Annotated in this window: 19 protein-coding genes; 7 read left to right on the forward strand and 12 right to left on the reverse strand. The window is 36.9% G+C overall.

Going from position 1 to position 21,037, the window contains the following annotated elements; all coding sequences use genetic code 11:
* Positions 1 to 49 precede the first annotated feature (49 nt).
* Together JR347_RS02590 and JR347_RS02595 are read left to right on the forward strand one after the other, a co-directional pair.
* Positions 50 to 1,354, forward strand: coding sequence for a hypothetical protein (locus JR347_RS02590; RefSeq protein ID WP_235689737.1), 1,305 nt, complete (start codon positions 50 to 52; stop codon positions 1,352 to 1,354).
* A gap of 63 nt (positions 1,355 to 1,417) precedes the next feature.
* The gene (locus JR347_RS02595; protein WP_205722496.1) at positions 1,418 to 2,017 is read left to right on the forward strand and encodes a hypothetical protein; all 600 of its coding nucleotides are present in this window, start codon (positions 1,418 to 1,420) and stop codon (positions 2,015 to 2,017) included.
* A gap of 47 nt (positions 2,018 to 2,064) precedes the next feature.
* Here the strand turns inward: JR347_RS02595 and JR347_RS02600 are convergent, their stop codons facing one another.
* Both JR347_RS02600 and JR347_RS02605 read right to left on the reverse strand, forming a co-directional pair.
* Positions 2,065 to 2,694, reverse strand: coding sequence for a 2OG-Fe(II) oxygenase (locus JR347_RS02600; RefSeq protein WP_205722497.1), 630 nt, complete (start codon positions 2,692 to 2,694; stop codon positions 2,065 to 2,067).
* Between the two features lie 55 nt (positions 2,695 to 2,749).
* Complete coding sequence (locus JR347_RS02605) at positions 2,750 to 5,128, reverse strand: ABC transporter permease (RefSeq protein WP_205722498.1); 2,379 nt, start codon at positions 5,126 to 5,128, stop codon at positions 2,750 to 2,752.
* 156 nt (positions 5,129 to 5,284) lie between these two features.
* Between JR347_RS02605 and JR347_RS02610 the strand changes: the two genes are divergently transcribed.
* From JR347_RS02610 to JR347_RS02630, 5 genes are all read left to right on the forward strand, one after another.
* Entirely contained in the window at positions 5,285 to 6,655 is a 1,371-nt protein-coding gene (locus tag JR347_RS02610) for a sigma-54-dependent transcriptional regulator (RefSeq protein WP_205722499.1), read from the forward strand.
* A 4-nt stretch (positions 6,656 to 6,659) separates the two neighbouring features.
* Entirely contained in the window at positions 6,660 to 7,985 is a 1,326-nt protein-coding gene (locus tag JR347_RS02615; protein ID WP_205722500.1) for a sensor histidine kinase, read from the forward strand.
* Positions 7,986 to 8,090: 105 nt separating this feature from the next.
* The gene (locus JR347_RS02620) at positions 8,091 to 8,492 is read left to right on the forward strand and encodes a hypothetical protein (RefSeq protein WP_205722501.1); all 402 of its coding nucleotides are present in this window, start codon (positions 8,091 to 8,093) and stop codon (positions 8,490 to 8,492) included.
* 1 nt (position 8,493) lies between these two features.
* Entirely contained in the window at positions 8,494 to 12,156 is a 3,663-nt protein-coding gene (locus JR347_RS02625) for a VPS10 domain-containing protein (RefSeq protein WP_205722502.1), read from the forward strand.
* A gap of 160 nt (positions 12,157 to 12,316) precedes the next feature.
* Positions 12,317 to 12,760, forward strand: coding sequence for an LEA type 2 family protein (locus JR347_RS02630; protein WP_205722503.1), 444 nt, complete (start codon positions 12,317 to 12,319; stop codon positions 12,758 to 12,760).
* On the opposite strand, the gene JR347_RS02635 is transcribed toward JR347_RS02630, so the two are convergent.
* From JR347_RS02635 to JR347_RS02680, 10 genes are all read right to left on the reverse strand, one after another.
* Positions 12,761 to 14,053, reverse strand: a complete 1,293-nt coding sequence (locus JR347_RS02635) for an OmpA family protein (RefSeq protein WP_205722504.1) — start codon at positions 14,051 to 14,053, stop codon at positions 12,761 to 12,763. It lies immediately after the preceding gene.
* Positions 14,054 to 14,135: 82 nt separating this feature from the next.
* Positions 14,136 to 14,582, reverse strand: a complete 447-nt coding sequence (locus JR347_RS02640) for a YtoQ family protein (protein WP_205722505.1) — start codon at positions 14,580 to 14,582, stop codon at positions 14,136 to 14,138.
* A complete protein-coding gene (gene hutF / locus JR347_RS02645) occupies positions 14,579 to 15,949 on the reverse strand; it encodes a formimidoylglutamate deiminase (protein WP_205722506.1) in 1,371 nt (456 codons plus the stop codon). The genes JR347_RS02640 and hutF overlap by 4 nt, the downstream gene beginning before the upstream one ends.
* 3 nt (positions 15,950 to 15,952) lie before the next feature.
* On the reverse strand, positions 15,953 to 16,756 hold the full coding sequence (locus tag JR347_RS02650) for an N-formylglutamate amidohydrolase (protein WP_205722507.1): 804 nt from the start codon (positions 16,754 to 16,756) through the stop codon (positions 15,953 to 15,955).
* Positions 16,747 to 17,004 (reverse strand): hypothetical protein, encoded by a 258-nt coding sequence (locus JR347_RS02655; protein WP_205722508.1) that lies wholly within the window; start codon positions 17,002 to 17,004, stop codon positions 16,747 to 16,749. Before JR347_RS02655 ends, JR347_RS02650 begins: the two co-directional genes overlap by 10 nt.
* On the reverse strand, positions 16,997 to 18,079 hold the full coding sequence (locus tag JR347_RS02660; RefSeq protein ID WP_205722509.1) for a glycoside hydrolase family 3 protein: 1,083 nt from the start codon (positions 18,077 to 18,079) through the stop codon (positions 16,997 to 16,999). Before JR347_RS02660 ends, JR347_RS02655 begins: the two co-directional genes overlap by 8 nt.
* Position 18,080: 1 nt before the next feature.
* On the reverse strand, positions 18,081 to 19,340 hold the full coding sequence (locus JR347_RS02665) for a D-alanyl-D-alanine carboxypeptidase/D-alanyl-D-alanine-endopeptidase (protein WP_205722510.1): 1,260 nt from the start codon (positions 19,338 to 19,340) through the stop codon (positions 18,081 to 18,083).
* A gap of 27 nt (positions 19,341 to 19,367) precedes the next feature.
* Complete coding sequence (locus JR347_RS02670; protein WP_205722511.1) at positions 19,368 to 19,880, reverse strand: DinB family protein; 513 nt, start codon at positions 19,878 to 19,880, stop codon at positions 19,368 to 19,370.
* Between the two features lie 9 nt (positions 19,881 to 19,889).
* Positions 19,890 to 20,489 carry a thioredoxin family protein gene (locus JR347_RS02675; RefSeq protein ID WP_205722512.1) on the reverse strand — a complete coding sequence of 200 codons (600 nt, stop codon included), beginning with the start codon at positions 20,487 to 20,489 and terminating at the stop codon, positions 19,890 to 19,892.
* A 17-nt stretch (positions 20,490 to 20,506) separates the two neighbouring features.
* A complete protein-coding gene (locus JR347_RS02680) occupies positions 20,507 to 20,977 on the reverse strand; it encodes a TlpA family protein disulfide reductase (RefSeq protein ID WP_205722513.1) in 471 nt (156 codons plus the stop codon).
* Positions 20,978 to 21,037 lie beyond the last annotated feature (60 nt).

A 21,037-nucleotide genomic window follows, 5' to 3' on the forward strand; every position in this document is an offset into this window, starting at 1 on the left:
TCAAAAATAATTCTTAATATCGTAATCATATTTAAACCTCTTGTTACGAATGAAATACATTCTATATTCTACACTTTTATCCGTACTATTTATTGCATGCACTCATGAGCAAAAGCCAGCATCATTGGACGATCTGGCAGAAAACTATGTGAAACTTGTGTTAGAAATTGGTCAATATAATAGCGATTTTGTTGACGCCTATTACGGGCCGGAGGAATGGAAACCGACAGCTAAAAAGCAAGACAGTATTCCTGTTCAGGATTTTATAGTGCGAGCTGAAGAATTGATACAATCTGTATCTGATATTAATGTAAACGATAGTTCTGTGTTGATAAAAAATAGAAAAGCCATGTTTACAAAACAGCTGACTGCCATTAAAACCAAGCTGGAGATGATAGCCGGAAAAACCTACGACTTCGACAAAGAAGCGCAACTACTCTATGATGCCGAGCCTCCACAATATACAGAAGAACATTTCGATCAGTTGCTAAGTAAATTAGATAGCCTTGTGCCGGGAGAAGGTACATTAACAGAGCGTTTTAATTTGTTTGCGGATAAATTTATTATCCCTAAAGCTAAGCTTGATACTGTTTTCAGAGTGGCTATCGCTGAGGCAAGAAAAAGAACGCTGGCCAACGTTTCCCTTCCAGGGAATGAAAACTTTGTACTGGAATATGTAACCAATAAAAATTGGTCGGGCTATAACTACTACCAGGGCAATTATGAAAGTCTGATTCAAATAAATACCGATCATCCTATTTACATTGAGCGGGCGATAGATTTGGCTTGCCATGAGGGCTATCCGGGGCATCATGTGTTTAATGCACTGCTCGAAAAGAATTTGGTAGTAGACAAGGGTTGGAAAGAATTCTCAGTGTATCCGTTATTCTCGCCACAGTCGCTAATAGCAGAAGGCAGCGCCAATTATGGAATAGATGTGGCCTTTCCCGGAGAAGAACGTGTGGATTATGAAAAAGAAGTGTTATTTCCAATTGCGGGGCTTGATAGCTCCAAAGCAGATTTGTATTATCAAATTTTAGAGATTAAAGGGAAATTAAATTATGCTGGTAACGAAGCCGCACGCAAGTATTTGAATGGAGAATTTACCAGGGAAGAAGCTGCCAAATGGTTGGAAAAATATTCACTGAATACACCAGAAAGAGCATTACAGCGCACAGGATTTTTCGACCAGTATAGAAGCTATGTGATTAATTACAACTTAGGAAAAGATATCGTTGCCACCTATGTGGAGGCGAATGGTGGAACGGCTGACAACCCTGAAAAACGTTGGGAGGTGTTTAAAGAGTTGCTAAGCAACCCCAATACGGCTAGTGATTTGAAGGTGGAAGAATAATAATAAGATATAGCAAATACAGGTGTTTATATTAGAATTGTTTTAAGCAATTTAATGTACAATATGAAATATCTCTTAACTATTATTTATACCACGATAAATATTTTTGGATGTAGTCAAACTATTGATAGAATGCCCAATGAATCACCAGAACAGTTTGTGGAAAGAACTATTCCTGACACTCTTAAACTTGCACATTCAATAATTGAATCAACTGAATGGTCTAAAGATTCCAAGGCAATTATCGCGTTTTATGGATATGACCAACCAGATGCAAACCAAGGTTTTAATACAATATTTGGATATATCTACTTACCAGTATCAAAAGATAGCTTTAAACGAATTGAGTTGGAACCTATTTATGAAGATGCCGGGCTACCTGAAATAATATCCATTTTTTACGTAAACGCTGATAATGATACTCCAAGAGAACTAGGTGTATTATGTAGGTATTGGACACGTAGTTATGAGCATATGGGTCATCAATATTATACATTCATATATGACAACCCTGACACCGAAAAAGGCCTGCTGGAGTACGACCAAAAACTTTTCAATCATTTTTCTGGTTGTGACTGTGATTTCCGAGAGGGCGAATCAACTAAGGCTGCTTTTAAAACTGTTTTTGATGTCAAAACTGAATTAAAAAAACTTGGCTATTAAACAGCCTAAAAGTTGCTTTTAAAGCACATTTGGTCATCAAGGAACAACTACCCCAAAAAACTCAATTCAATATACTGATCCAGCATCCAGCCTGTGAGGCTATAACGATGAGCATGGCTTAACAGGACTTCATGTTCTACCACATCACTTCTAAAACAAGCTAATCGGCCTGCAATAGGCGCAACATCGATATCACCATCTGGTAGATAGAGACGTAGTTCGCCTCCATGTTCTGGTTGCCAATCCTGGTTCAAATAACAGATAAATGAAATTTTACGATGATCACTCGTAGTAAACTGATCTAAATGGCGCTTGTAAAACGCTCCGGGAGGATAAATGGTAAAATGAGCTTCATATTCTTTGATTCCTAAGAAGCAGGTTCTATTTAGGTAGTTTTTTACTTCATCAATTTTCTCTAGAAATTCTTGCACTGCCGGTCTGGCATTGTCTTCATCAATCCACTTAATTAAATCCTTTCTCACAGATTTATTAATTTCCTGGTTATCAGAATCACCAATAGCAGCCTGTTTAAAACGCCCATGTTCACGATGAATATCAAAAACAGCTAATATAGCCTCCACTTCTTTCGCAGAAAGAAAGTCATCAATAACGGCATAGTCGCTGGTAGCTAACTGATCCGCAATTTGCTCCAACAGATGTTCATTCACACTTAGCATTCTTTCAAAGAATAATGGTGCGAAGTACGCTCTTTTTCTAAATTAAATGCTGTATTTACTCTTCTTTTAATATAGAAGCTGGATTAGTTTTTGCCGCAGTATACGATTGAAAGAATACCGACATAAGAGCTATAAAAAGGGCTAAAATCATCCCGACAATGAAAAACCCTATTCCTAAATCGATTCGGTTAACGAAATCTGCCAGCCACCAGTTAGATAATGTGTAGCTCACCGGCCAGGCTATGAGGTTGGCAATTATCACCAATTTGAGATATTCTTTGGCAAGCAAACCCGATATGCCAAATACTGTAGCACCCATCACTTTCCGAACGGCCACTTCTTTTCTTCTCTTAGTTGCTGAGTAAGAGGCCAAGCCAAAAATTCCTAAGCTGGCGATGAAAATAGAAATGATGGCGAAGAAATTAAATAACCTACTTTGCAATTGCTCATTTTCATAAAGCTGATCTAATGTATCATCCAGGTAATTATAATTGGGCTCAAATGGAACGTATTTACCCCACTCTGCTTCTATCAAATTATTAGCTTCACGTATGTTAGATCCAGAGGCCAACTTAATTGACATCAAGCTTGGTGTATCCGACATCTGTATAACAAGCGGCTCTATCTCGGTTTTGAATGATCCAAAATAATAATCGTTAACAACACCAACCACATTACGATACGTGCTATCAGAAAATGAAAGGTACATTCGCTTATTAATAGCTTCCTCTTTTGTCCATCCTAATTCGTTAACGGCTCGCTCATTTAATATAACGGCATCGGTAAAATCCGAAGGTCTATCTTTTGAAAAGTTTCGTCCGGCTACTATGTTCAAACCATAGGTTGTAATAAAGTTCTCATCGGCAAAAAGAGTTCTAAATCTGGGCTGGTCCTCCAACCCTTCCACTTTAACGGCATAGGTATCATGATAGCCCCCAGGATATCCCGAAGAAATGGATATATCCTTAACAATAGCGTTAGAAATTAATGCTTCTTTAAATGAATCTATATGTTTATTGATGGTATTGTAATTGAGTTCCAGCAGCACAACTTCATCTTTATCAAAACCCAAATTTGCATTGGTAATAAACTGCAACTGCTTATTAACAACCAAAGTGAAAATGATTAGAAAGATGGATATGCCGAATTGAAGTATGACAAGTGCTTTACGAATATTAAGCCCACCTTTTATCGATGTTCCCTTCCCTTTTAGTACTTCTACAGGTTTAAAGCCTGATAGTACCATTGCAGGATAAATACCAGATACTATGCCTGTTACTAAAGTTAATGCAACAGCAATTGAAATAACATGAAGCATATTTCTGTCAGGCTCCAATTCAAGCGAGAAAACACTATTCAAGGTTGGCAAGGTAATTTCTGTTATTGTAAATGCCAGCACAACAGAAATTAAGGCTATGCTTATCGATTCAGTAAAAAATTGGATTGATAACTGTGTTTTAGATGAGCCCAATGTTTTTCGCACGCCTACTTCTTTTGCCCGTTGCATGGACTTAGCAGTGGCCAAATTCATAAAATTAACACAGGCTATAATGAAGATGAATATTCCAATGGCTGAAAATATATATACCACTTGTATATCCCCATGCTGAACATTATCGTATCGAACTTCTTGTTGAAAATAAATATCTTCCAGAGGCTGTAACGTAATGTCTGTTCTATTTTGCATGCGAGTAAAGTCATCGCCAAAATACTTATCCATAAACGCAGGAAATTGGCTTTCCAGATTGGCACGATCGGACCCCTCTTCTAACACGACATAGGTATATAATCCATTCGACCACCAATCGCTCATAAATCCAAGGTCTCTTAAAGGCGTAAAATTGCCCACCAGATTAAAATCCAAATGACTTTTAGAAGGCAATTCATCAAAGATTCCCGTAACCACATAATCTAATTTATCATCAACTCGAATGACTTTGTTGATAGGATCTTCATCCCCAAAATATCGCTTAGCGGTTTCTTGAGTTAAAATAATACTGTTGGGCATACTTAATGCCGTTTTCGGGTCTCCCGATTTTAATGGGTAAGAAAATGTTTGCAAGAAGTTAGAATCAGCGAAAGCCAATTTATCTTCAATGAGTGTCTTTTCACCAAAAGAAATGACACTACTGGCCACAAACGCTCTGGTTGTTTGTTTAATATCCTGACTAAAATCATTGGCCAGGGCATGAGCAAAAGGGCCGGAGGTTACGCCTATCAAATACTTCTCTCCATTTAAATCGCCTATTCGGAGCAGGCGATAGGTATTTTCTAAATTTTCATGAAAACTATCATAGCTCGTTTCAGTTTTTACGTAGAGATAAATTACCAGGCAGACTGAGATGCCAAGTGTAAGCCCCACTATATTAATGGCAGAGAAAACTCTGTTGCGCCAAAGATTTCGGATCGCTATTTTAATGTAATTTTTTAGCATACATATTCATTAGCTAAGTACATGCCATTAATAAAAATACGTCAATATTAGCTGTAATTGGCCTATTGAAATAAATTTTACTTTCAAGTGTTTCATATCGGAACACATTTTTGTTCCGAAACGGAACAATTAAAATAATTATTCTACCTTCGATTTATGACCAATAAAGAAGGTAGCTTATTAATTGTAGACGATGACTTAGATGTACTACACACTGCAAGAGTAATTCTCAAGCCCTACTTTCAAAAGATTACCGTTGAGAGTAATCCGCAGCAACTCAACTATCTCATAAATAACGAAGCTTTCGATGTTATCATCTTAGACATGAATTACACCAACGGTGTTACCACTGGTAAGGAAGGTCTTTATTGGTTGAAGTATATCATTGAAAACATTCCAGACCAGCTGGTGATAATGATGACTGCTTATGGCGATATAAAACTAGCAGTTGAGGCCATGAAATATGGAGCCAATGATTTTGTTGTTAAACCCTGGGAGAATGAAAAATTTATAGCCACCGTTAACTCAGCCTACTTACATAGCAAGTCTAAAAAGGAGCTTAAAGACATTAAATCGAAGCAAGAGTCTGTTAACAAAATATTCTCTTCAACCCACAATACGATCATAGGAGAATCTAGATCGTTAACAGAGGTTTTGTCAATTGCCGGTAAAGTAGCCTCAACCGATGCAGCCGTTCTGATACTTGGCGAAAATGGTGTAGGTAAGGAAGTAATAGCACAGCACATTCATAATTTATCTAACAGAGCAGGTGAGCCATTTATTAAAGTTGACCTTGGTTCCATTTCTGAATCATTATTTGAATCTGAATTATTCGGTCACGTAAAAGGTGCCTTTACGGATGCCAAAACGGACAAGGAAGGACGACTTTCAATAGCAGGTAACGGGACTCTATTTCTCGATGAAATAGGGAATTTGTCAATGGCTATGCAATCTAAATTACTGTCTGTTCTTCAGAACAAACAAGTTATACCCGTTGGCAGTACTCAACCAAAATCCATCAATGCACGCATTATATCAGCTACTAATAGCTCGCTATCACAGATGATAGAAGAGAAAACATTTCGTGAAGACCTACTTTATCGTCTAAATACTGTCGAAATTAGAATACCTGCATTGCGAGAAAGACCCGATGACATTGCGTTACTCTCAAAACACTACTTACAGACTTTTAGTAAAAAGTACAATAAGACTCTTCAGTTTGAAGAATCAACACTGAACTATCTTTCCAACTATGATTGGCCTGGAAATGTAAGGGAACTTATGCACTCCATTGAGCGGGCTGTTATAATGAGCGATTCGAAGGAAATTACCAAAGATGACTTTATTCTGAAGAGTGTAAATAAGGTAAAAAGAACTGATTCATTGAATATTGATGAGGTAGAAAAAGAATTAATTGAAAAGGCTCTATTGAAACACGATGGCAACGTAAGTAAAGCGGCCAAAGAGTTAGGCATGGGCAGAACTACGATTTATCGTAAAATGGATAAGTATAATATCAACTATTAATTTTATGATTAAAAATTATCGGTTTAACATCATTGTTAGAGTACTATTCTTGCTCTTGTTCAGTATTCTTTTGGCTTGGGTGTTGGTCAATAAAGAATGGTTTTTTACTCCATTAGTACTTTCCATTTTAATTGTATCCATAGTTATTAGCCTTATATATTATGTCGAGAAAACAAGCAGAAACCTATCGCTCTTCCTGCTAAATATTAAGCAAGGCGGTTTTTCGAATACATTTAAAAATCGCAATGATGCAACACACAGCCTGTATAAAGTATTTGATGATGTAATTGATGAGTTTCATAAAGTAACAATTGAGAAGGAATCTCATTATCAATACTTGCAAACGCTCAATGAGAATATTGGCGTGGGGTTAATTAGTTATGATAACCACGGTAAAGTTGACTTATATAATCGTGCGGCTAAATTATTGCTTAAAAAACCCAGTTTAATTTCCATCAATGATTTAAATAAGATTGATTCAGATTTGCATAAAGCAATTGAAGAACTAAAGTCAGGTGAGCGAAAAATTATAAAAACAATCATTGACCATGAATTGATAGAATTGTCTGTTCTTTCAAAGAAATTCATCGTCCAAGAAAAGGAATTTACCTTACTAATCCTTCAGAACATTCACGCTGAACTAGAGCAGAAAGAGCTGGAAGCCTGGCAAAAACTAATTAGCGTACTTACTCATGAAATAATGAATTCCGTCACCCCAATAGCCTCTTTGAGTGAAGCATTAAATAAGGAATTAGAAGAAACTTCCATTCATAAAATGAGTAAAGAGGATATCGATGATTTTAAGATAAGCCTTTCAACTATTGAGTTACGCAGTAAGGGTCTCATGCGTTTTGTGAATGCCTACAAAGAATTCACCAAAAGTCCGGAGCTCAATATCTCCGAATTTGATCTAGCAAATACTCTTGAAAGAATTACCAAGCTCCTGGAAAATGATTTCGAATCGAGGAATATACAATTCGCATTGAAATGCGAAAAGAACTTATTAATTAAAGCTGACAGTGAATTATTAGAACAGGTGATCATCAATCTTTTAAAAAATGCTATTGAGGCTGTGGAGCATACCAATGAGCCATCCATTAGTGTAAAGGCTTCTAAAAAGCAGACCCAAACTGAAATAATTATATCCGATAATGGTTCTGGAATTTCAAAAGAACAATTAGATAAAATCTTTGTGCCTTTCTTTACCACTAAGAAAAAGGGGTCTGGCATTGGGCTAAGTTTTGCGAAGAAGGTAATGCGGTTGCATAATGGTGGTATTAAATTTTATTCCAATACCAATGATGGGACTTCATTTACTTTGAAGTTTTAACCTGTTGTTTGTCAGTTAATTGTGAAATTGAGTTTTGATATTGCTTATAATTCAAGAAATAGGGATTATATTTAAGGTTTTCTACACCTTAAACCAAACCAAGAGATGCTTAAGAAGCTTGTATTGTTTTCTTCAATACTCCTATCCTGTCAAAGTCAATCAAACCTAAATGAAAGCAAAAGTGAGTCCGAAACACTTGAAGAAGCTTCGTTAAGGTTAATTGGCAAAAAAGGTACATGTACCTCTAATAATTCTGAAACATATTCACTCTGCTATATTCATAAAACTGAAAACAATGTGAAGCTAGTTGAGTTTTTTATTTACGATGTTGAAAACAGCAAAGTAATTTATGAATCCAAAGGGAAAAATATTAACGCCTCTTGGTTGAATAATGAAGAAGTTAAAATTCAACCATTAATTGGCATGCCAACTGGTGATGGAACAAAAGATTATAAAATATATAACGTAATTTCTAAAAAAGAATCAACTCCAAATAGTAAACCATAAAATGAAAAAGTTAAAATTTTCCGTATTGCTGGCTTTTGCTGGCACAATCTGCTTTCTAATTAGTAATAACCTCGAATTTCAAAATGATTTTCAAGAAAAAAAGCAGGCAAAAATTAAAACTGTCAAAAAATCCATCACTGTAGGTGAAACTAGATACGATGGGCCTGAAAAATTTGCATACTACCATTCTGCTGTAAGGGCTGGGCAAGATGATTTGAATCAGCCTTTAGAATACCCACAGTATGAACCTAATCATAAAATTAAAGAGTTATTGAAAGCAAAAAGAAATGTTTCCAATAAATCTAATGCACGAGCAGCAGATGCTACATTCACAGAACGAGGACCGTCAAATGTTCCTGGTCGTACGAGGGCAATATTAATTGATCCTGACGATCCAACGCAAGCAACATGGTTTGCGGGTAATGTGAGTGGTGGTATCTGGAAAACCACTAATAGCGGGGAATCATGGACTGAAATTGCTCCGGACTTAGATAACATGGCTATAGTTACATTAGCTATGTCGGAAGCCAATACCGATGTCATATATGCCGGTACTGGAGAAGGGTTTGTTTTTGGTGGAACGTTTATCTTGAATGGCGATGGAATATATAAAACTACTGACAAGGGAACTACATGGAATGTGCTAGCTAGCACATTGAATTCGGAATTTCAAAATGTAAGTAGAATCATAGTAGATCCAACAGATGAAAATATTGTGATTGCCAGTACCTCAGGATATAAAGCAATAGGTGGTGGCGCAGAAGCTTTTGGTGCTGTAATGAGATCTACAGATGGCGGTACTACGTGGACAAAGGTTTTTGAAACAGATGCACCTGTTCAGCAAATAATTGCAGCCCCTTCTGACTTTAACAGACAATATTGCACAGTGGCGGACGGTGGTGCAGTCTACCGCTCTGACGATGCTGGTCTTACATGGAACAAAAAAAGTACTGGTATGAATCGAACGGGGAGGGTAGAGCTTGGAATTTCATACTCAGATCCGGCTAAAGTATTTGCTTCAGCTGAAGGTAATGCATCCGGAACTGGCACTGATTTGTACGTTACTGAAAATGGTGGTGAAAGTTGGGGTCTTGTTGAAACTTTATTTGAAGGCACTCAAATATCTCTTTTAAACGAACAAGGTTGGTATGATAATGCTGTTTTGGTTAACCCATTCAATGATGACAAAGTATATGTAGCAGGTGTGGGCATATATTTGGTTGAGGTTGATACAGATAATATCTCAACTGGTACAGCCTACAACGTAGATACTGATGAAACAGAATTCCTTGATCTTGTAGATTTTTCTGCAAGTGCAGCTGGAGGTACTTTGGAAGTTGGGACCAATGCAAATGAAACGACTGTGGAAGTTAGGTTTGGAGCTGGAAAATCGCAAAAAGCACATCGTTTTCTTGTACCTGAAGGACAGGGCTCAGGTGTTCCAGATGCCAATTATTCTTACACTGACTACGTTGACGTACCATTCGAAGTTTGGGATGTTGACAATAATAGGCAATTAATGGTATCATTCAGAGATCAACAGAGAAATGGAACTTTTGAGCTTATTAACAGAAATACTGACGGTGACCCTTCAACCCATAGTAGAGAATACATTTATATCAATGATGTTGATTATGATCCAAATAATGCTAGCACAGACATCGCTGTTGATGGCGGTCATGTGTTTAATCAAATGTATTTTTTCTGGCCCTTTTTAGTTAATGGAGAGAATTGGACACCTGAATTATTTGATGATTCAAAAGTTACCATCGCATTTGAAAGCTTCGAAGTTTACCCTTCACAATTAACTACTGTTTCAGATGGAAGAGGAGAGTATGATGGTAAAAATACTTTCGAATTCGTCTTTCTGTCATTAGGAAGAGTAGAAGGAGTTCACGTTGATCATCATTGGATGATTCCATTAATTACAGACGAATCCAACCAGGAATTCAGTATACTAAACGGTAATGATGGAGGAATTTATATTACAAAACCAGCTGTAGACCCCGGAACTGTCGAAGGTGACTGGATATGGTCTAGTTCTGGCTATAATACTATGCAATTTTATGGTGCTGATAAAGTAGCTGGTGAAGATAGGTACTGGGGTGGTGCTCAGGATAATGGTACATGGTTAACTCCAGTTGGTGAAACAGCTTCAAGTACTAGTCCTTATCTATTCGTAATTGGAGGTGATGGATTTGAAGCTGTAACACATTATACCATTCCAGGTAAGATGGTAGGTGGTTCACAATTCAATGGATTTTTTGGAACCGAGGATAACTGGCAGACAAGCTATAATGCACAGGCAGGTTTAGGTGGAAATGGACCTTTTGTATCAAGATTGTCAGCTGCATATCAAGATCCTGATGTAATTTTCACAGTTGAGTCTTCAGGTGTATATAAGAGTGTGGATTTTGGACGTAGCTGGAAAGAAATTCCTATTGTTGAAGGTTGGGGATTCTGGAGTGGAATAGATGTAGAAGTCTCCAAGGCAGATCCACGCATAGTATGGGCAGGTGGTAGAATGACAAATACTGGAAATATTTTCGTTTCTACAGATGGTGGCGAATCATTTGAAGCTGTACCTAATTTTGACAACATTGGTTTGGCTACAGGTTTGTATTCGCACCCAACCCAGGATAGCACAGCTTTTGTGGTATTTTCCGTAGCAAATTCACCGAAGATTTTGAAAACTACTAATCTGGGAGAAACATGGGAAGATATTAGTGGATTTAGTGCAGGAAGTACAAGTGTTGGATTTCCTGATGTAGCAGTATTTGCTGTTCAAGCAATGCCTTATGACGAAGACGTTATTTGGGCTGGAACAGAGATCGGATTATTTGAAACAGTTGATGGAGGAGCAAATTGGGCACTTGTAGATCAATTCCCATCAGTAACTATCTGGGATTTAAGTATAAGGGATGGCCAAGTTGTAATCGCCACTCACGGAAGAGGTGTATGGTCTGCTCACATTGATGAACTAGATAGTTTCACGCCACCAGAAGTAGCTCTCTCACCTGTATTGAATTCCATAGAACGTTCTATAACTGAAATAGGAATAAGTCTGAGCATTAATTTAAGATCTAATTATGATAGTTCATTTATTTTTGCAAATAGTGAAAAAGTTGTTTCTATTGAATCAAATAGTTCACCATCCATTAATGAACTTAGTTTTGTTGTATCTGGAGGAACATATGAAATACAGGGAATAGCTTATAGCAATGGGATTCCTTATTTTACAGCTAGAAACTCATTTTCCTTCTTAGAAGATGAGGATTTAGATGGCTTCAATTATATTGAAGACTGTGATGATTTAAATGCCAATATAAATCCAGACGCAGAAGATATCCCGGATAATGACATAGATGAAGACTGTGATGGTCTATCAATTGTTACTTCCACCTTAGAGTCTAAAGGATCAAGTGTGAATATGTTCCCTGTACCTGCTACTGATAATTTAAATGTAAGTATCTACAACACATTTAAAGGCACAGTAACTATTCAGTTGATAAGTGTCAATGGTAAGACTTTATATACTGATTCTTTTGAGCACTCTAGGCAGTCAGAAAGATTTATAGATATATCAAATTACAAAAAAGGTATTTACTTTGTTAGAATCAGTGATAATGCTTCTACACTAACAAGAAGAGTTGTTATTGAATGATTTCGTTACTAATCAATATTGAAAGCCTCCGAATGGAGGCTTTTTTATTTAATAAAAAGGAAGGGGTAAAAGTAAGTATGCAAATGAACCTTTAGCAATTAACTTTCAGTAATTTTAAAATGTTAGTTTACATCAAATAAGACTTTCATTAATTAACACTATGAAATACATTGTTCCAATCCTATTACTTCTTTTAGCAGCCAGCTGCAACACCCCCCAAGAACCACCAAAGTTCAGGAAGATAAGTAACGTGAGGGTGACCAACGTAACTGGTAAGGAGGCTCTTTTAAAAGGCGATGCCGTATTTTACAATCCAAATGACGTTGGAATGACATTGCGCAAAGTTGATATTGCTGTAAGCCTTGACGACAAAAGAATTGGTACTATCAACCATGCAACAAAAACAAAAGTACCGGCAATGTCTGACTTCAGTGTGCCAGTGGATGCTACTTTCAATATTTCTGATGGTTTGTTAAATAATCTATTTAGCATGTTGGGCGGAAAGAAGATGAAGGCACGCTATAAAGGATATATCAAATTGACAGTGAAAGGGGTTCCTATTCGTGTGCCTGTAGATTATGAGGAAGAAATTAGATTGCGCTAATTAGTAAATCAGGTAAAATTCTACACGCCTGTTTCTAGCACGCCCCTCATCGGTTTCATTGCTTTTTAACGGACTGGTTTCACCCATAAAGTTAACCGCAATCAAATTTTTGGGCACTCCCAATTCAATTAACATCTGTGCTACTGACTCCGATCTCCTGTGAGAAAGAGATTCATTATATTCATGCGAACCATGACTGTCGGTATGGCCTATTAATTCTATTCTCGCCTTTTTGGTATCTTTCCATTGATTGTAGACTCGCACAATATTACTAGCAGCCAAAGGTGTTAGATGATATTTATCAAAATCAAATTCTATCTGACCAATTCTGTGCCGCTTAGGAATATGTACATCTGGTAATTTTATTTCATCCAATTTATTAGCAGCTCTTTTTGCCAGCTTATCTGCTTGCCTATTCTCTTTAAAATGATCATCCAGATTTGCAATAATTTCGCCTGAACTTTGGAACGAGCCTGCATCCAGAAAAACCCCTGAGTCTAAAATACCATCACCAACATCTGCAATTGCCATTTTAATATGATAAACCTTATTTGGAATTACTTTCGCACGTGCTTCCAGTACAGTTGTAAAGCCATCGAACTGTGTGTCATATTTAGGGGGTACCTCTTCCTTTAAATAATTTAAATTGGTAACTACTTCTCTATTTCTAACATCCCAAATAAAGGGATCGGTAGTATTGACATAAGCATTATCAATATAATACTGACTATTCAACTCATTATTCACAGTGTTAACAGTAATAGGGGTTTTTCCATCAGGTAAGCGAGCTATATTCTCCCGTTTTACATTTTCCCCCGAAATAAAAAACCCAAAAACATCATTGAATTTGGAGCCAACATATTCGAGATATTCTTCAGAAGCAAACACAAATCGAAATGAAAGATTTTCTGAAACGGTTACAAAATCGAACTCCAGAACTGCCGCATCCCATGTTTTACCTCGTGCAATGGCCTCCAATTCTTCATCGCCAAAAGCAGAGCTCGCCCAACCAGTTCGTGGAGATTTATTTGGACCAAGTGCATAATAAGCATTCCCTGAAGTAAGTAAAATACCTTTGCTTATTCCGAGTTGATTAGTATGATCCAAATAAGTGCTTATTGCATGCTTTTCTCCAGTAAATTTTACATTTCCCACTTTAACCCCTGGCCCAAGTAATACTTTTTCTACCAGATATTCTGCTGTAAAACTGGTATCAACAACTACTTGTCCATTGGCACTAAAATGGATTAGAAGTAAGCTTAGAATGCAATATCTTTTTAAAGAGTTGACCAATAGACTTTCTAATTAGCATCAATATAACATAATTAACGGCCAATTAGGTTCTTCAGCTACCTTTTAGAGAATACTATACAGCCTATTTCAAAGTGAGGTACTCCAGAATTTTTATAACTGCGGCTTCATCGCGAGCAACAGCCATTGCTTGCGCATCAACTTCCTTTAAGGCATGCGTAAAGTCTTCAGGATGGATAACAATGTAGGATTTACCCAATGCGGCAGCGTACCCAGCATCAAAGGCAGCATTCCATTGCCGGTACTTTTCACCGAATTTGATGATTACGATATTTGCTGATTCAATTCCATTTTTAATTCGTATGCTGTTGATTTTTGCTGCTTTATGATCCTTCCAGAAATTCTTTTCCTCCGGTCCAGTAGCGTCTACTCCAATGTTATCACTTGCATCGTGATCGGTAACTGGTCCAGTAAATGAAATGGGTAAATTCTTACTTTCTGTAGCATTTATAATATCCTCTCTCCAATTAGAATGAATCTCTCCTGATAAATACACTTCATACTCCGTCATCTGATAGCTAGTTTTTTTAATGTTCGCATAAAATTCTCTTTTATAACATGCTCTCGCTCATGATGGTTTGATTTTACTACCCATTCTCCATTTACAATGGTTCCTAAGTTCCATGAAGCATCTGAAGAATAGATAATGGTCGATAGCCATAACTCTTTATCAGAGGTGGCTAAAAGCGGAACATTGCAATCATATACCATGGCATCAAAATATTGACCTTCCTTAAAATAGTTTTCATTACTATTTCCCATAGCCGCTCTGCCTGAAAGAAGAGATTGGTGAAACCCATAATGACCACTATCATTCTGATTTACAGAAACAAATGTATTTCTTTTATGAGTAGTAAGTCTTTGGCCGTAATCCAGAATTCTTAACTCCTCACATGGGTTTAATCCCACATGACTATCAGTACCTATAGACCATTTGCCACCTAGTTCCTGAAATCTTCTTAAAGGGAAAATGCCATCTCCTAAATTACCTTCTGTGCTTGGGCATAAGACTACATATGCTCCTGAATTAGCAATGGAATTCACTTCTTGATCCGTTAGATGAGTAGCATGCACTAAGTGATAATTAGAATTCATTTCTACATTATCCGCTAACCACTCTACAGGCCTTTTTCCTTGAAAAGCTATTGAGTCTTCAATTTCTTTAAGTTGCTCAGCAATATGAATGTGAAAAGGGCCTTCTAGAGAATTATTACTCAACACAGCTTTTATATCATCTGCTTGAACCGCTCTTAAGGAATGAATTCCATAACCAATATTGGCTCCTTCATAGTTTTTACAGGCTTGTGCTGATGAATCAATCAAAGAATAATAGTCATTTATAGTTTTTGAAATAAATCTTCGCTGACGTTCTTGAGGCTCCTGACCAAAACCACCTTTTTGATAAAACATGGGAACCAGAGTAATTCTAATACCAGCGTCTTTAGCTGCCTGAATCAATCGCTCTCCATGTTCTGCCAAATTAGAATACGGTTTACCATTAATATCATGATGCAAATAATGGAATTCGGCAACCTGCGTATAACCATGTCTTACCATTTCGCTGTAGAGCATAGTAGCTACAGCCTGCAAATCGTCTGGGCTCATCGTGAGAGCCAGCTGATACATAGCCTCTCTCCAGCTCCAAAAATCGTCCGCTTCATTACCGGGCTTATGCTTTTCTGCCAATCCTGCCATAGCATATTGAAAGGCATGTGAATGAGCATTTTGCCAGCCTGGCACTGCCAACCCATCAACTATTTCAGCTCCTCCTGAATTAGTATCAATTGATGTAATTAAACCCTTTTCATTTACAGAGACCACTGCATTTTCAAGCCATCCATCATTTTGTAGTAATCCTTTAAACTGATATTTTTTCATTACTTATAGTTCTGTATTAATCAGTTCTTCAAAAACTAAACTTAATGACTCACGCATTCTACTTGCCCTAGGTTTGTGATACTCAGTTTCAGAATCATCCATATAATTCACCTTAGTCATTTCTAACTGCAACGCATGTTGGTTTTGTTCTGGTTTACCAAAATAGCGAGTAAGATGGCCCCCTTTAAATGGATCATTATAATTTATTTGATGACCTCGATGTTGCAAAGTTTGTAAGGTAAGATCAGATAACTTTTTTGAGGCTGTTACACCTTCATTATCTCCCAAGATTAATTCAGGAAAATCATCCTTTCTAATTAATGGAACATATTTTCTAATCGAATGTGCATCCCAAAAAATAACATAACCAAACTCATTTTTTAGGTCATCTATTAACTCTTGTATCTTTTGATAGTATGGCCAGTAATAGGTTTCCAATCTTCTTTCTACTTCTTTCTCCTTAGGTTGTTTGCCAGATTTATAGATCTCCTCTCCAGCAAAGCTTTTGGTGGGACAAAGTTCTGTGATTATTCTACCATCATTATAGAGTGGTTGACTATCGGGATTCCTATTTAAATCAATCACCCAGCGACTGTAATTACCTGCAATCATTGTAATACCCATTTCTGGAGCGAAATCATATAGCTGATGAATAAACCAATCAGTATCGTCAGGTGTGGCAATAAGTTGTTGATTATAATGATCTTTCAATTCATCAGGAAATTGTACCCCCGAGTGAGGCGAGGAAACAATCATAGGCACTCTTTTTCCTATTGGCTGAATTATGTTATATGGTGCTATTTGCATTTTTTGAGAGCTTCTTCCAATTTTAGACGCTGTTGCTCAGCCTCATTTAAAGCAGCAATAGCACGCATTTCTGATTGCTTAGCAGCCTCTTCAGCCTGCATAGCCATTTCTCTTTGCTCCTCAGCTAATTGCAAGTTCTGTATTGCCTCCATTCTGGCATTTTCTGCTATTGTCTGATTATACTTAGCATAAACAAAAAACACACCGCAGAGGATGACTAGGATTACAATAGCTATATTCTTACCCATTATATTTCATTTTAAGTTTTACTATTCGTTGATACGATTCATTAATTCTCTCTTCTGAGATCTCGCCATTCTTCACCATTTTTTTTATCAAATTATGGACGGTGTCCACTGTTCTATTTTCACTTCCTTGAATGTTATTAGAAAACATAAGCACATCTACACCTGCCATAATAGAAAGCTTTAACGCCTTCTCCAATCCATAATATTTAGTAATGGCATGCATCTGCATATCATCTGAAAAGACCACTCCATCGTAACCTAGATCTTTTCTAAGCAATCCATTGATCATTTGAGATGAGAGAGTGCCAGGTAAGCCTTCTTTGTCTAATTTCTTATTTACAATGTGTGCAGACATCACAGCATCCACTTGATTACTATTGATGAGCCTAATATATGGAACAAGCTCCTCTTTTGACCAGAAGTTAGTTACATCAGTTACACCGTAGTGAGAATCAGCCATTGAACTTCCGTGACCAGGGAAATGCTTTAGAACGCTTATTATACCAAACTGACGCATTGCATTCACAACTTCCTGAGCATGGAGTGCTACACTATCGGGATTCTTTGAATACGCTCTGCCCGTTTTCGATATCACTGGGTTACCTGGAATTTTCAAATCAACTACAGGAGCAAAATTTACATTAATACCAAGGCCTGCTAGCGTGGCAGCAGTAATTTCAGCATAAAATTTTGTTGAGTCAGGGCTGCCAGTACTACCCAAATATTCGGCTGTTACTGATTTCGGGAAACTATACTTTTCCTTTAGCCTATTCACTAATCCACCTTCCTGATCAATAGCGATAAAAAGTGGAACTGGTGCTTTACCACCAAGGTTAGCTGTGAACTGCTTCAAATTTACAAATGAGTTTGATGCCGAAATATTCTTTTCAAATAATATCACACCTCCAACTCTTCCTTTTTCAATATCTGCAGCAACGGAAGGATTATCTGAAATGGATGTTCCGCTAACGCCCACAATCAACATCTGTCCTATCTTAAAGTCCAAACTGTCGAATTTTTGTGCCTGTACTAACGAGGCAAATACTGTTAAAAAGGTAATGAAGAGTGCTCTCATTTTAATTGTTAAAATAGATATCGTACAACAACTCTTCCATTTTTCTTTTAACAGGTAATGAACTAGTCGTGTAATTGTTGTTCATAAAACTAAAGATAAAAATCTTGCCCTTTTTGGTTTTTAGATAGCCACTTAAATTATGATGCTTAGTCATGGTGCCCGTTTTAGCAAATACATAAGGTATATCTGCTTTATAATAGTTTTTGAGTGTACCTGATTCACCTCCAGCTGGAAAGTATTCCAGAATTGATTCTCCATACTCATCATACAGTTTGGTTAAAATCCATACTAAAGATCTTGGTGTAAGCGCGTTATACCGTGAAAGGCCTGAGCCATCAACCCATTTAGGCTCATCGTGCATTCCTTTAAAAAATGTTGATTTGATGTTCTTTATGGCCAATACTGTATTTAATGTATCGGTTTGTAGGCCTGAAATCACCAACAATAATTGCTCTGCTATCATATTATCACTGTCCTGCATCATTACTTTGAGTAATTCAGTCCCATTTTTACTATACAAGACTTTATGATCTTTAGACAAGCTGTTATCGATATAGCTTACTTTTCTCTTTAGCGTATCGTATAAAATATCAGCCGTTAATTGACCAGACGTACCAAAAGCAAAGTCCTCCGAGTACAATGTAGGCCCAGGATTGTAAACAAAATTATTTGTGCCTAATAATCGAACACACTTTGTTTCATTTAAAGAGTCAGCAGTAATGATAAAACCTTCAAAAAATTGGGGGTACACTTTAAAACCAATTTCATTACTTAATTGAAATGTATTTCCATAAACAGGCATGGACGATTTCTCTGCTGACCAGTTATATTCTAAATCATCCCAAGCCCAGCCGGGTGCATATTTAGAATCCATGAAATTTGCTGCTGAGAAATAGAGATGCTTGTCGCTCTCTTTTAAAAAATCATATGCTTTAGTGGATGGCGCTTCCTTATATAATAACGAAGGATCACCAGTTCCCCAAAAGATAAGCGAATCACCAATCTCTTTATAATAAAGGGCAGGAATAGAATCTCCTAAAAGCTTAAGTGAGGCATAAAAAGTTAAAATTTTGGTGTTAGAGGCCGGAGTAAAATACTTGTCTGACTTATAGTCAAGTAAAGTTTTATTGGAAGAAGGGTCTACTATCAAAAATCCTGTGTGATCGTGAAATTCATCTTCCATGGCAATTAGGCTCCTTTCAATTTTAGAAACTGAACATGAGCAGAGCACTAAAAACAAAATTGCCCGAATGAAATTCATTCGGGCAATTTAAGAAGTCGGCTTCAATTAAGAAAAATATCGCTCATTAAGGATATTTCTATGATGGGTTTCATGGCCTACTATAATAAAGCCGAGTGCATTCACCGACATTTCTGAACCATTGGCATTACCAACTCTTTTAAGCATCTCTTCATTAAAACTTCCGAAAAGATCAATAGTAGAGGCCCTCACATTATTATATTCCTCAATTAATTTATAGAGCTTCCTGTTTTCAGCATTCGTCTCAACGGCCCAATCATTTTGCTCAAAGCCAGGCAGCTGGGTTTTATCATTTCTCGAGAACCTTAAAGCTCGATAAGCAAAAACTCGTTCTGTATCAATCATATGAGCAATTACCTGACGAATAGTCCATTTACCTTCCGCATATTTATAATCTGCAGACTTTTCAGGAATTGACTTTAGCAGGTCTATCGTTTCATTGCCACTATTAATCAGTGCAGGTATTAAATCAGTGTAATTAACAGCCTGAACGTACTTCTGATAAAATTCTGGTATTTCGTTAATATCCGGCTTGGACATATCTAATTTTTAAGATGCCCATTTAATAGTGCAGCCAATTGCTTTGGTCTTAGCCGTTTCAGGAGATTTTCCTTCTAACAAAGCATCAACAGCATCTTGTACATATTTTTTATCAGCAGCCTCTGCATCTCTTGTATTGTTATCAATGGCACCAATATATTTCAGTACAAGTTTTTCACCATTCTTTTGAACGATAAATACGTGCGGAGTATTTGTGGCGCCAAAAGCTTTAGCTACTGACTGATCAGCATCATACACATAAGCATGCTCGTATTCATTTTCGTCAGCATACTCCACCATTTTGTCAAAAGAATCGTCAGGCGATTTATTAGGATCATTCGAGTTAACGGCAACCACCGGATAGCCCTTTGGAGCATACATGGCATCCAATTCTTTAATTCTTTCTAAATAGGCTTTTGAATATGGACAGGTATTGCAATCAAAAATAACAATGGCCCCTTTTTCACCATATTCCGAAAGAGTAATTTCCTTGCCATCTACATTTTTTAATGTAAAATCTTCAACATCGGCACCTAATTCATAACCTGCTTTGGGTGCGCCTGCAAAAAATAATACTAACGCTGATAAAAGTAAAAGTTTAGATTTCATGGTTTTAATAGTTATGGTTATAGTAATTCTTCAATAATACTTTCAAGTTCACCTTCTTTAAGTTCCCTCTCAACAAATCTTCTATCTCCCGATACTGGATTGATAACAACAGTAGCTGGTATAGCACCAGACCATCTTTCATCTACCTTATCAATCCAAGAGTTATAATCTACATTATCAATTAAGTACACATTTGATTTTAGCTGTTTGCGTTCAACAAACTTTTCAACTTTTGTCAAGTCATCTACAAAATCAACTGTTATTAGCTGAACATCCACCTGACTTTTCATGCTTTCTGCTACCTCTTCTATGAATGGTAGTTCCTTTATGCATGGTCCGCACCAGGTTGCCCAAAAATTGATCACCTGAATTTTTTCTTTATCAGAATTAACGAGTGCAACAAGCTCATCTACCTGAATGACTTTTACACTTTGCGAAAAACTAATAAATGAAGTAATTGTGAGAAGTACTGCAAGGATATATTTCATGATATTAAAGAAACGTAAGAGTATTAAATAAGTTTTTGATAAAAATTGATAATTGTACTA

It is taken from the genome of Fulvivirga lutea, assembly GCF_017068455.1.
Taxonomy (GTDB): domain Bacteria; phylum Bacteroidota; class Bacteroidia; order Cytophagales; family Cyclobacteriaceae; genus Fulvivirga; species Fulvivirga lutea.